This is a genomic window from Staphylococcus hominis subsp. hominis (assembly GCF_002901845.1).
Lineage (GTDB): Bacteria > Bacillota > Bacilli > Staphylococcales > Staphylococcaceae > Staphylococcus > Staphylococcus hominis.
Map to the genome: position 1 here is coordinate 26017 of NZ_PPQE01000028.1, position 12770 is coordinate 38786.

Genomic DNA, 12770 nt, shown 5'->3' on the forward strand with positions numbered 1-12770 from the left:
CAGAGTCTAGAACAACAATTTGTATCCTAGACTCTGTTTATTCTTGTTAATATTAAAATAATTGAACAATAAAAACTAATATAATAATAACTGGCATAATATATTTAATTAAAATATACCATGGAACAAAAAGTTTAAATTTATCTTTTCCAAAGCTCTCTTTTAATGCTTGTTTATCTAGTAATTGACCTACAACTAATGTCGTTCCTAATGCTCCTAATGGCATCAAGATATTCGATACGATAAAATCCATATTATCAAAAATTGTACCCGCTCCAAACTTAATTCCACTTAAACTGCTAAATGATAGTGTTGCTGGGATACTAATAACAAATACTAATATACTTGCAATAACTGATATAGCTTTTCGTTTAGTATTATCATTTTTAGTGAAATTTGAGACATTTAATTCCAATAAAGAAATAGAAGACGTTAATGCTGCAAATAAAAATAGAATTAAGAAAATTAAATAAAATACAATACCAAAGCCCATTTGATTAAATACTAACGGTAACACTTTAAATAAGAGTCCTGGTCCTTCTTGAGGTGCATAACCAAATGTTTTTAAGGCTGGAAATATTGCAAGTCCTGCTAATACAGAAACTAAAATATTCATAATAACAATTGACATGGCGGAAGATTTAATCGTCATTTCTTTAGGCGCATAACTCGCATACGTAATCATCCCTGTCGTTCCTAATGATAGTGTAAAGAACGATTGACCTAACGCAAATAAGACACCTTTAACTGAAATATCTTCTATTCTCGGTTGTAATATATAGCGAACGCCCTCTAATGCTCCGTCTAATGTCAATGATTTAGCAACAACAATAATTAGAAAAACAAATAATAAGGGCATCATCATTTTAGAAGCTTTCTCTAAACCTTTTTCTACACCTAGCATAACGATGACCATGGTTAAAAGAATAAAAATGCCCTGTCCCAACACAGTTAACCACGGGTTACTAATTATTTTTTCAAATTTAATTTGAGTTAATGACGTATGTTCAACAGATAATAATTGTAAAAATACATTTCCAATATATATAACAATCCAGCCACCGATAACACTATAAAAGCCGAATAAAATAAAAACAGCTAAATTTCCATTCCACCCAATAATATTTAACCATTTTTTTCCTGTTAATTTACTATAGATTCGAGTCGTATAAGTGCGCCCCATTATTCCTACCGTAAACTCCATAATCAGTAACGGTAATCCTACAAAAATAGTAAAGATTAAAAATAAAAATAAAAATGCGCCGCCACCATAAATGCCAGCCATATATGGAAACTTCCACATTGCGCCTAATCCTATAGCAGAACCAGCACTTGCTAGAATAAATCCAGTTGAGGTTTTCCATTGTGATTGATTACTCATTTTCTATCTCCCTTTAACGCGTTAAAGCATGTGTGCGATTAAGTTCTACTCTAACACGTCTGACCAAATAGTGCAATATACATATAAATGAGTATTAAAAAAGATAAGAATAGAGGTAAATGACATATCTCAACTATTCTTATCGTTTAAACTTACTGATATATTTATTTTTCAAAATCATATATTATGGATTGACCTTCATTTACTTCTTGAATATTTAAACTTTCGATATGATCAACGTTAATGTAATGAACTTGTGAGTCATCTTTTAAAAATAAATAGACCAATTCATCAAACTCATCAATAATACGCTGTACGCATGTGTCATAGTCTGGACCATCTTGGAACGTTTTAAATTCTTTATAAGTAGTTCCAGAAACTGTTGTATATATAAGTAAGAATGTACGTTTCATCTTATTACTCCTTTATTTAGATTTAAAAAAAGTTACGACTTGAGTGATAACGTCTTCATGTCCATCTCCATAAGTCATTAAATGACGACTTAACGGATGACATGTTAAATCTTTGTTATTACTATCAATATGATTAAAAATATAATGTGCACTATTTTGATAAAAGGCATCATCATTACCGCCATACAAAATACGAGCGGGAACTTGTATACGTTCTAATTCATTAGAAATTATCTCAATAAATGCTTTAAATTCTGCGATATGTGGTTGATAATCTTGAATTGTCCCAAGTTGTTGTTTTGAAGTAGTTTCATCAAATTTCAATAATTGATTCATGCGCTGACCATAACGTTTCATACGCCACGCAATACTTTTTTCTTCTTTTTCACTTGGTGCAGACATCACTGCTATTTTAGAAACATCAAATAACCCAGCTAACTTTAATGTAAATAGTCCTCCTAGTGAGATACCCGTTACAAAAATAGTGTCAAACCCTTTATTTTTTAAAAATTGATACCCTTCTAATACATCATTCCACCAATCCTGAATCGTAAATTGAGTAAATTGGTCTAAAGGTAAGCCATGTCCTTGATAATTTGGTGCAAAGCATGTGAAGTTTTCTTCATTAAGCGCCTTAGCTAATGGTTTTACATCACGAACAGTTCCTGTAAATGAGTGAAGTAATAAGATCGCTTCTTTTCTTGAACCTTCTAAATAAATTGGATATGGTGATTTGATTTTCATAGTATTCTCCCCTTCTTAAAATACTTATGTTATGAAACTTAAGCTTTACTTCTTTTTTAATTTAATATTAAAGAGTGGTAACATCATTGAAAATAAAGCAATCCAAATCATTCCTAACGAAAAACCACCAATGACATCAGTTAGATAGTGGGCGTGGAAATATAACCGACAACTTAATACACCTATCCAAAATATAACGACAACTATAGCAATACTATATCGTATCGCTTTATTTTTAATAAGTGGAATAACAACTAAGAGTATAGCTAAAGCAAATAATGTACTGGCATTTGAATGACCACTTGGAAATGAATATCCATGGTCTACTAAAAGATGGTTATACGGACGAGAACGAGCTATTATTTGTTTAATTAAGAAATTAATATAAGTTCCTGTGTAAATCGTAACTAATAACCACAATGAAAGTTTATAATTTTTAAAAATTAAGATAAGTGCTAAAAATAACGTTATGTAGAGAATGGATTTTACTTCTCCAAAATTAGCACAAAACGTCATCATTTTATGCCAAATTGGACCGTCATAGTGTCTTCTAGGTTTACCAAAATAGTTGGTCAACGCATGTAATGAATTTAAATCTAATTTTTGCACTAGTGTGGTATGATAAATGACATTCATTGCCGTTATTATAAAAATAATTAATCCAACAACAAACATAGAAATAGTTTTGGTTGGCGATACTTCTAATTTATCTTTCATACTTGTTTTTCCTTTACTACATTTGATCCTAATATTTTATAAAAAGCTTTCAAATGATGTATCTGTTCTTCATATTTATTAAAGTTTGAAGAGGATAACCACTTATTCAACCTTTCTTTATTATCAATAAGTTGTTTCACATACGTCATAAAGCTTTCTTTATCATAAAAAGGTTCGTCATAAAGATACGTCCAGTTAGCCTCTGAAGATGTATCACACCGTTCATTATATCAATCATCAATATGTTGACTACTTAACTCATTGATTGTATTACCCTTTTATACCTCTAGGATCAGGATAGTCGGGCAAATGATAATGAGTAAGAGATTTTACAATTAGCTGATTGAATTGATCGCATCTCTATCCCTCTTTTAATGTTAGTTAGATTTTACAATAAATGATGAAAATTTGCTTGTAAAAAAAGAGATTAGGAAGTATTTTATATAAAGTTTCCTAATCTCTTCTCGTATTTATAACATTTTATTTTAAAGTGATTTTTCAAGGTTTTTATCTAACTTAAAAACAATAATACGTTCACCAGTAATTGTACTTAAATCACTATGAAAGCTTTTAACTTCAGTACCTGTGATTTTGAAAACAAGTTGCATTAAATCATCTTGTCCTGATTCCACCAATTCTGACCGTGTACGTTTAATGTTAAGTAATCCTTCTTGTGTTTCACATACGCGATACTCCGCAGGCGTCAAAATACCTTGTAAGTTGACGATAATCATATCTCGTAAAATATCTGTCTTTACTGACAACGAACCACGTCCAAGAAAATCTTTTTCCCATTGCGTAATTGCTTTACTAATTTCTGCTTCATACATGCCTTTCGATTTCGTCATTGTTATAACAAATCTCCTAATGTTTAATTAACACTAGTGTATCATTTTTTAAATTAAAATCGAATATCTTACCAATCTTTAAAACTACCGTTTTCATCAATACTTGCAAGACGTACCCATTGATGATCGACTTTTTGTTTAAACTTAATATTATCATTAAGTAAACGTTGTATATAACGATCTGGTGCTTGAATCACGACTAATAATCGAATTGGAGCGTGATAAATTTTATTGTCTCCTGCCATCACAGACTGCCATGGCAATCCAGCTAATAAATCACTTGAGTTCCCTTGCATAACGCCAACACCAGAAGTGACAGATTGTGTTGTTTTATTACCACTACCATAAAAATGCGGTGCCACTGTAGAGGCATAATACTGTAGGTTAATCCACTGTGCAACGAGTGCTGGCCCAGAAATAATTGTATTTAGTAATTGACCATCAGGATCTTTCGCATAATCATAATTATGTAAAAATGCACGTCCTTCTAAATTACTACCTTCTGTAATACTTCGTTGCCCAATAATAAATTCTGCATTACGTGCTAAACCCCATTCTGGACGGATTTCGCTCCAATCATTTGCAAAGCGATGTGCTTCCGCCATTGGATGTTTCAATTCCCCATCGCTTAAACGAGGTAATTGAGCAAGACGTTCTAAATTTGCATGATAACTTACACGTGGCATGGCTTCTTCTAAAATATCAAATGCTTTCTTTGCTTCTGATGTTAATGAGGGAACGTAAATCCATTCTAATTCATCAATTGATGTTTTATGTTCTGCAGCAACAAATACTGTCTCATCCGGAATAAGAATGCCTTCAGCGGCTAACCCTTGACGTACTAAAGGTAAATTGCACATCATGGCAAGTAATTTCGCATTAAATCCACTTGAAGCTCCTCCACAAGCACCACATTCTAATGATGCATGGTAGGGATTATTGTTTGTTTCGCTTCCATGCCCTCCAAGTACTACTAATGGTGCAAAATTTGTAGTTAAATCCATTAATTGTAACGCTTGTTTCGTAAAAGCAATTTGTTCTTCTTCAGTAAATCCAACAGGTAAATCACTATGTACATGATGATCTCTATCAATCGTTAGCTTAGCATTCGGTTTTTTTAACCAATTTTTAGTAAATTTACGAATAAATGCACCTGTTTTCTTTGGCATTAATGTACTTGCAAGTGTATTTAAACTTAAAAATGGCCCACTTAATTCTGGTAATAATAAACTAGGTAGCACATTATTCTTCATTAATTTAAACGTATAAAACATGGATGTAATAGAATGTTGCTGTTGATTATACGTATTTAATGCATGTCGCTCTGCATATTCTTTAATAGTATATGCAGGAGGCACCATCACTGGTAAAGAATCATGACTAAACTGTTCATCTAATGCTTTTTTTCGTATAGGTAAACCAAAGAAACCTGCAATTCCTATCGTTTCAAATGGCCCTTGATTTTCTAAATGACGACGAAATGGTTCAGAACGTACATCGATACAAAATGCAAGTTGCACTTTTGTAGGTTGTTTGTCACGCTTGACCGATTTATCGTAAATCATCTCAACGAGTTTGCGTTCGTGAGTTTCTTCCCAAGCCTCTAACCATAATTTCTTGAAGTATAATGGATTAAAATCATGGGCAAACTTCAAGTGTTCAATTTGATTCTCAATGGACATCTCAGCCCATTCATCAATCGTCATTTCACCATAATATAACCATTTACTCACAAGTTCTTTTATTCTTTTTTCAACATTTAAGACTGCCGGACGGCTCATTTTTTCAGTATCTAATAGAATACATTCCATTGTAAGGCGTATTGCAAGGTATTGAGTTAATAAGTCTTTTTCATGTTCATGTTTTTCAGCACGATAATACATCATGCCTGCCCAACCTGGTAACGATAAAAGATGTCCAGTTAAATAAAATTCATATTCATCTTCAGCAATATCTAGATGATTGAGTGCCATGATTAATGCGTCTTCATAGTTGTGTGGTAACATCTTAATCATTTTACGTTGCGTTTTAGTCAACATTGGATCATATTTTGCTAAATGTAACCAGGCTACATAGAACCCTTCTTCGCGTTTAGGCATTGTCCAACTGGATTGGAAAGTATCTAAATATAATTTTGACCATTTAATAATATGAGTATTTAACTCATCCATTAAAGATTCGCCTTTAGCATTAAATGCATTTGCACTTTTTGACCGTGCATAAGCAAATGACTCATTTTCGAATACTTTTTTGAGTTTTGAGACTTCTAATTTCAGATAGGCTTCTTTAGTAATTAAATCTCTCGGAATATCTTTAATATTCATAGCATTTTTGCAGTACGTATCAACGTGAGTCTTAGGAATATCCGTCTTATAAGATTGAATAGCTTGTTGTACTTCTTCTTCAACGATATGTTTATCAATCTCACCAGTTTCAAGCGCCGTCATTACAGAAGCATGGCTTGGATATAAATCAATATCACGCACATGTTTAAACCATTGCGCAACTTGATCAAAGGTTTGATACTCAAGTTCTTCCCATGGATTACGTGCTGCAAAGATTGAAATTGGTGAAAGTGGCGTAATCACACGACGTGCAGATTGAACAACGTCTTCTATATTAATTGTCATGTAAATGTTCACCTCTTATAAATATTTCTTTAAATAGTTTGGATGGCTTTCTACAGATTTAAATTTAGCTTCTCCAATTTTAATTAACCATAAGTAAACTTTAGCAAAGGCTGTAGATGTACGATGGCGAGCGACCCAAATACTAAAAATACTACCTAACACTAAAATCGCAATACTAATGATAATACTAATTAACGGTGGATGGGCAGGAGCCATATATACATGATGAAGTATATTAACAAATACTTGATGAGTCACAATATAAACCATTGCAACAATTACAATCATTGTAATACCTATAAAGCGTCCCATTACTCCTTTATTTAATGCCACAAGCTGATTCCATGATACAGAGATAGACCATGCTAAGATAAATGCACTAATCAAAATATATGGACTATGGTCACTTGTCATAAAAAACACAATTGCAATAATCAATGCAAGAGCCCTTCCAAGTATTATCCATCCATATGATTTCTTAATATTAGGTGGAGTTGGTATATTAAATCGTCTGACAACTGAGCCTGATTGTAAGAATAACGTGGCTTTAAATATACCATGCAATATTAAATGGATAATCGCAGCTGAATAAACACCCATCGCACATTGAACGAGCATAAAACCCATTTGACTCATCGTTGATCCAACAAGTTGTCGTTTATAATCAACATGTACTAAACTAATGCCCGAACCAATCAATACTGACATACTAGAAATAATTAATAATATTGTAAGAGCAATAGAATTATCAAATATCGGTGAAAAACGCGTTAAAATAATGCCCCCCGCATTAACTATACCGGCATGCATAATAGCTGATACAGGTGTAGGCGCAACAACTGATTCAATTAACCAACTCTGAAATGGATATTGCGCAGCTGGAATAATAACAGCAACAACAAGCAATAAGTCAATAACTAATTTTAGACCATGATTTAGAGCATAGCCATAATTTTGAGAAGGATCGATTGTCCATTCTCCTGTTCCTATGTATAGCAAAATAACCGCAATTAATAGCGCTAACCATCCAATAATAAAGGAACGTGCAGAAACTTTTGCTGCCTCTGCTGGCACTTTCCAAGTTTTATTCAATTTAATTAGTTGTGTTAAACAACATAACGTTAATCCCCAACATAAAGTCATTAAACGTAAGTCATTGCTTAACCAACCTAGTGAAGCAAAAACAGTTGTAAATGTATATAAAGGAAAATACTTACGATAATTGTGATCTCCTAATAAATAACGCGTTGAAAACTTTTGAATAATAAAACCTAACGCTAAAACAAACGCACCTACTAACCAAGCAAGTTTATCTAATGCAAATATGCCAATAACTTCTCTTTCGTTTATAGTCACTAACCCTACAATACCTACAATAACTGGTAATAGAAGTAAAGCTAAGTGAAATCTTATGTATTTAACTGGAACTGAGGGAATTAATACAATCAATCCACTTAACGCTGCCATAATAAGCGTTATAAAAAATAATATAAGTAAACTACTCATACTTAACATTATCATTCCTCCACTTTTAAACTGTAACCTATATATAACTATTGCTTATAATATAATAAAACACCTACAATAGTTTAGTTTTATCCCATTAAAAAAGGACGACTATCTATTGTAGGCTTCTTTTATGCTCATTCAATATATTTATTAATGCTCTTTAAGCAACCTATAATTTAGATTTAAGTACATCAGTTTTACCCTTCAATTAAACAATAAAGTGCATGATACTTTTTGTCTCATTGCTTGATATAAACCTATGTATAATTTGATGCATATTAAATACAATATATGAAAATATCAACTAAAAGTCAAATTTCTAATATAAAAGATAACAGTCATATCATTTCAACTTTCCTTTTTATATCAATTTTGTTTAAATAATACCCCCAAAAATATTATAAACTCAATCTTTAATTACTAATATATAAAAAGAGTTTGAGACGATAAAGTATGTCCCAAACCCTCATGGATAAATGGATAAAATGAATTTACTTCATTACTTATAAAATAACATACTTTGTTCAATATTCATGTAACAATTCTGTGAAAACGCTTAATTTTTTTGTAAAGTTTTTTTATATTTTATTTGCTTTTTTTGAATAATGAAGGATGACTATCATATTTTTGTGATTGCCTTAGCTATTTTTTCGGTTTTTACTAAGTCGTTATGGACACATATATTAGATTTACAATAATTCTATGGGTTCTTAAATACATTTGGCGAACCAAAAATGAATTTCAAAGATAATTGGTTCAATGATTTTATGACATTTCTAGCATCATACGGCGATATTGCAACCTTTATTACCCTTACCCTTATCATCGCAACTATCGTTTTAATTAAGCGACGCTTCTTATTAGCAATAGGGTTACCGACAACAGTAGCTTCAGCAGGTATCATAGGCATTGCGTTAAAAGACATCATTCATCGTTCAAGACCTTATGATCACTTAACAATTGATGCAAGATTTTCATTCCCAAGCGGACATGCTTTAACAAGTACGATTGTTATTTTTGCTCTTATTTTTGTACTTATCTCTAAATTAGGAAATATGTGGATAAAATGCATAATAAATACGGTGTTAATTGTAGTATGGTTAGGTATTTTATTTTCAAGATGATACTTCCATGCTCACTATCTCACTGACGTAGTTGGCGGTATCTTTTTTAGTCTTTCATGGTTATTCATGTCATTGATGATTTATCAATATATGCTTCAAAAAGTAAACCGTAGAGCGTCACTACAACAGAGACGACAATCATTTCAATCAAAAAGAAATTAGCATAAACGTCCAAATTATTGAATTTAATATAAAAAAAGCGAGCATTTCTCACGAAAATGCTCGTTTTTTAATGGGCTACTCCCATTCTATAGTGCTTGGTGGCTTAGAAGTAATGTCATAGACGACACGGTTTACATGGTCTACTTCATTAACTATGCGACTAGAAATTTTTTGTAACACTTCCCAATCGATACGTGCAAAATCACTTGTCATACCATCAATTGATGTTACAGCACGAATACCTACTGTATGATCATACGTACGATAATCACCCATAACACCTACAGATTGAATACCTGGTAGTACTGTGAAGTATTGCCAAATCTCTCTTTCAAGACCTTCTTCTCGAATCACTTCACGTAAAATCGCATCAGATTCACGAACGATTTCTAATTTATCTTCAGTAATTTCACCTAACACACGAATACCTAAACCAGGACCTGGGAATGGTTGTCTCCATACTAAATGTTCAGGGATACCTAATTCAATACCTAAGGCACGAACTTCATCTTTAAATAATGTATTAATAGGTTCAATCAATTCAAATTCCATGTCTTCAGGTAATCCACCTACATTATGATGAGATTTAATTGTTTGCGCTGTCTTTGTACCTGATTCAATCACATCTGTGTAAAGTGTACCTTGTGCTAAGAAATCAACATCTGTTAATTTAGCCGCTTCATCATCAAACACATATACAAATTCATTACCAATGATTTTACGTTTTTTTTCTGGATCAGAGACGCCTTTTAGTTTTTCCATAAAACGTTCTTTGGCATTTACACGAATAATATTCATATCAAAGCCTTCACCGAATTGTTCCATTACCATATCGCCTTCGCCTTTACGAAGTAAACCATGGTCTACAAAAATACATGTTAATTGATCACCAATGGCCTTATGCAATAATACTGCAACAACTGATGAATCTACACCACCGCTCATTGCACATAATACTTTACGATGACCTACACGTTCACGAATTTTTTCGATTTCAATTTCAATGAAGTTTTCCATTGTCCATTCACCTGTACAATTACATACACGACGGACAAAATTTCTTAGTAAATCATTACCGTATTCTGTGTGACGTACTTCTGGATGGAATTGTACACCATAAATACGACGTTTTTTATCTTCGATGGCAGCATAATTTGTACTTGGACTATCAGCGATAACTTCAAAACCTTCAGGAATTTCAATGACTTTATCTGAATGACTCATCCACACTGTTTGTTCTTCTGGTAAACCAAAGAATAACTCATCAGATTTTGCTTTAATAATTGCTTTACCATATTCACGTTCATTTGCACGTTCAACTTTACCGCCTAATAGTTTGGTTGTAAGTTGCATACCGTAACAAATACCTAACACTGGAATACCTAAATTATAAATCTCAGGATCAATTGTAAATGAACCTTCTTCATAAACAGAGTTTGGACCTCCTGAAAGAATAATACCTTTAGGATTCATACGTTTAATTTCATCTATAGAAATTTCATGATCGTGTAATTCACTGTAAACGCCCATTTCACGAATACGACGTGTAATTAACTGGTTATATTGACTACCGAAATCTAGGACAAGAATTAATTCTTGTTCTTTAGCCATTTCCATAATAGTAAATCTCCTTTAAATTTAATTTATGTAAACAATAGAAAGACGCTTTTCATATTTATAAAGACAATACATCGTTTCAACCTCTATAAATATTTTATAGAAAAGCGTACTTTCTTAATTTAATCGTTTCTTGCTCACCTTACATTAAAATGAATAGTTTGGTGATTCTTTAGTAATTTGTATGTTATGTGGATGACTTTCAGCTAAACCTGCAGGGCCCATACGTGTGAATTGTGCTTCTTCACGTAATACTTTTAAGTTTGGTGAACCAGTATAACCCATACCAGCTCTTACTCCACCCATAAGTTGATAAATGGTATCTTGTAATGGCCCTTTATAAGCTGTGCGACCTTCAATACCTTCTGGAACAAATTTTCTAGGAGACTTATCTTCTTGGAAGTAACGATCATTTGACCCTTTTTCCATTGCTCCAAGAGACCCCATTCCACGATATACTTTATATTGTCTACCTTGGAAGACTTCAGTAGCGCCTGGGCTTTCTTCAGTACCAGCTAATAAGCTACCTAACATAACAGCATGACCACCAGCCGCTAATGCTTTAATAATATCACCAGAGAATTTAATACCACCGTCAGCAATAATCGCTTTACCATGTTTACGTGCTTCAGTAGCACAGTCATATACTGCAGTAATTTGTGGTACACCTACACCTGCAACGACACGTGTTGTACAGATTGATCCAGGTCCAATACCTACTTTAACCACGTCTGCACCTGCTTCAAATAAAGCGCGTGTGGCTTCAGCAGTTGCAACATTTCCTGCAATAATTGTAAGTTCAGGATATTTATCTTTCATTTTTTTGACTTGCTCAATCACACCTTTAGAATGTCCATGCGCTGTATCAATAATTAACGCATCTACTCCTGCTTCTACAAGTTTTTGTGCACGAATTTCGGTGTCTTTAGATGTACCGATAGCTGCTGCTGCAAGTAAACGACCATGCTCATCTTTCGCAGCATGAGGGAATTCAAGTACTTTTTCTATATCTTTAATTGTGATGAGACCTTCTAAACGACCCTTTTCTACTAATGGTAGTTTTTCAATTTTATGCTTTTGAAGGATTGCTTCCGCTTCATCTAATGTTGTACCAACTGGAGCTGTAATTAAATTTTCTTTAGTCATCACATCTGAAATTTTAATTGAGAAATCCTCAATAAAACGTAAGTCACGATTTGTAATAATACCAACGAGTGTTCTTGATTCTTCATCTTTTACAATAGGCACACCTGAAATACGATATTTACCCATTAATGCTTCTGCTTCATAAACACTTTCATCTGGTGTTAAGAAGAATGGATTCGTGATAACACCATTTTCTGAACGTTTTACTTTTTGTACTTCATCAGCTTGCTCTTCAATGCCCATGTTTTTATGGATGACACCTAAACCACCTTGACGTGCCATAGCAATAGCCATTTTAGATTCAGTTACTGTATCCATACCAGCAGAGATAACTGGAATATTTAATTTAATTTTATCTGATAATTCTACGCTTAAATCAACATCACTTGGTAATATGTCTGATGCAGCTGGAATTAACAAAACATCGTCGAAAGTTAATGATTCTTTAGCAAACTTATTTTCCCACATTTATAACACAG

11 protein-coding genes are annotated in these 12770 nt (G+C 32.8%); 1 reads left to right on the plus strand and 10 read right to left on the minus strand.

The features are described from left to right. Nucleotides 1-52 precede the first annotated feature (52 nt). The 8 genes from CD034_RS07330 to CD034_RS07360 all read right to left on the minus strand — a co-directional run bounded on the left by CD034_RS07330 (nucleotide 53) and on the right by CD034_RS07360 (nucleotide 8248). Nucleotides 53-1381 carry a sodium-dependent transporter gene (locus tag CD034_RS07330; RefSeq protein WP_002448002.1) on the minus strand — a complete coding sequence of 443 codons (1329 nt, stop codon included), beginning with the start codon at nucleotides 1379-1381 and terminating at the stop codon, nucleotides 53-55. A 164-nt stretch (nucleotides 1382-1545) separates the two neighbouring features. After that, nucleotides 1546-1794 carry a hypothetical protein gene (locus CD034_RS07335; RefSeq protein WP_002447988.1) on the minus strand — a complete coding sequence of 83 codons (249 nt, stop codon included), beginning with the start codon at nucleotides 1792-1794 and terminating at the stop codon, nucleotides 1546-1548. Between the two features lie 12 nt (nucleotides 1795-1806). After that, the gene (locus CD034_RS07340) at nucleotides 1807-2538 is read right to left on the minus strand and encodes an alpha/beta hydrolase (RefSeq protein WP_103288239.1); all 732 of its coding nucleotides are present in this window, start codon (nucleotides 2536-2538) and stop codon (nucleotides 1807-1809) included. 45 nt (nucleotides 2539-2583) lie between these two features. Then, nucleotides 2584-3255: a phosphatase PAP2 family protein gene (locus CD034_RS07345; protein WP_103288240.1), complete on the minus strand. Its 672-nt coding sequence runs from the start codon at nucleotides 3253-3255 to the stop codon at nucleotides 2584-2586. Further along, nucleotides 3252-3404, minus strand: a complete 153-nt coding sequence (locus CD034_RS11310; RefSeq protein ID WP_002448007.1) for a hypothetical protein — start codon at nucleotides 3402-3404, stop codon at nucleotides 3252-3254. Before CD034_RS11310 ends, CD034_RS07345 begins: the two co-directional genes overlap by 4 nt. A 336-nt stretch (nucleotides 3405-3740) precedes the next feature. After that, nucleotides 3741-4103, minus strand: a complete 363-nt coding sequence (locus tag CD034_RS07350) for a Na-translocating system protein MpsC family protein (RefSeq protein WP_002447992.1) — start codon at nucleotides 4101-4103, stop codon at nucleotides 3741-3743. 68 nt (nucleotides 4104-4171) lie between these two features. After that, on the minus strand, nucleotides 4172-6733 hold the full coding sequence (locus tag CD034_RS07355; RefSeq protein WP_103288241.1) for a DUF2309 domain-containing protein: 2562 nt from the start codon (nucleotides 6731-6733) through the stop codon (nucleotides 4172-4174). 15 nt (nucleotides 6734-6748) lie between these two features. Continuing rightward, entirely contained in the window at nucleotides 6749-8248 is a 1500-nt protein-coding gene (locus CD034_RS07360; protein ID WP_103288242.1) for an NADH dehydrogenase subunit 5, read from the minus strand. 728 nt (nucleotides 8249-8976) lie between these two features. Between CD034_RS07360 and CD034_RS11440 the strand changes: the two genes are divergently transcribed. Then, the gene (locus CD034_RS11440) at nucleotides 8977-9366 is read left to right on the plus strand and encodes a phosphatase PAP2 family protein (RefSeq protein WP_244927427.1); all 390 of its coding nucleotides are present in this window, start codon (nucleotides 8977-8979) and stop codon (nucleotides 9364-9366) included. Between the two features lie 237 nt (nucleotides 9367-9603). Here CD034_RS11440 and guaA read toward each other — a convergent pair whose 3' ends face one another. Continuing rightward, on the minus strand, nucleotides 9604-11145 hold the full coding sequence (gene guaA / locus CD034_RS07370) for a glutamine-hydrolyzing GMP synthase (RefSeq protein WP_002447954.1): 1542 nt from the start codon (nucleotides 11143-11145) through the stop codon (nucleotides 9604-9606). Nucleotides 11146-11292: 147 nt separating this feature from the next. Then, the gene (gene guaB / locus CD034_RS07375) at nucleotides 11293-12759 is read right to left on the minus strand and encodes an IMP dehydrogenase (RefSeq protein WP_065581055.1); all 1467 of its coding nucleotides are present in this window, start codon (nucleotides 12757-12759) and stop codon (nucleotides 11293-11295) included. Between the last annotated feature and the right edge of the window lie 11 nt (nucleotides 12760-12770).

Excerpts from the sequence above, each read along its gene's own strand:
- CD034_RS07330 (WP_002448002.1), bottom strand. The coding sequence starts at position 1,381 with ATGAGTAATCAATCACAATGGAAAACCTCAACTGGATTTATTCTAGCA.
- CD034_RS07335 (WP_002447988.1), bottom strand. The coding sequence starts at position 1,794 with ATGAAACGTACATTCTTACTTATATATACAACAGTTTCTGGAACTACT.
- CD034_RS07340 (WP_103288239.1), bottom strand. The coding sequence starts at position 2,538 with ATGAAAATCAAATCACCATATCCAATTTATTTAGAAGGTTCAAGAAAA.
- CD034_RS07345 (WP_103288240.1), bottom strand. The coding sequence starts at position 3,255 with ATGAAAGATAAATTAGAAGTATCGCCAACCAAAACTATTTCTATGTTT.
- CD034_RS11310 (WP_002448007.1), bottom strand. The coding sequence starts at position 3,404 with ATGACGTATGTGAAACAACTTATTGATAATAAAGAAAGGTTGAATAAG.
- CD034_RS07350 (WP_002447992.1), bottom strand. The coding sequence starts at position 4,103 with ATGACGAAATCGAAAGGCATGTATGAAGCAGAAATTAGTAAAGCAATT.
- CD034_RS07355 (WP_103288241.1), bottom strand. The coding sequence starts at position 6,733 with ATGACAATTAATATAGAAGACGTTGTTCAATCTGCACGTCGTGTGATT.
- CD034_RS07360 (WP_103288242.1), bottom strand. The coding sequence starts at position 8,248 with ATGTTAAGTATGAGTAGTTTACTTATATTATTTTTTATAACGCTTATT.
- CD034_RS11440 (WP_244927427.1), top strand. The coding sequence starts at position 8,977 with ATGAATTTCAAAGATAATTGGTTCAATGATTTTATGACATTTCTAGCA.
- guaA (WP_002447954.1), bottom strand. The coding sequence starts at position 11,145 with ATGGAAATGGCTAAAGAACAAGAATTAATTCTTGTCCTAGATTTCGGT.
- guaB (WP_065581055.1), bottom strand. The coding sequence starts at position 12,759 with ATGTGGGAAAATAAGTTTGCTAAAGAATCATTAACTTTCGACGATGTT.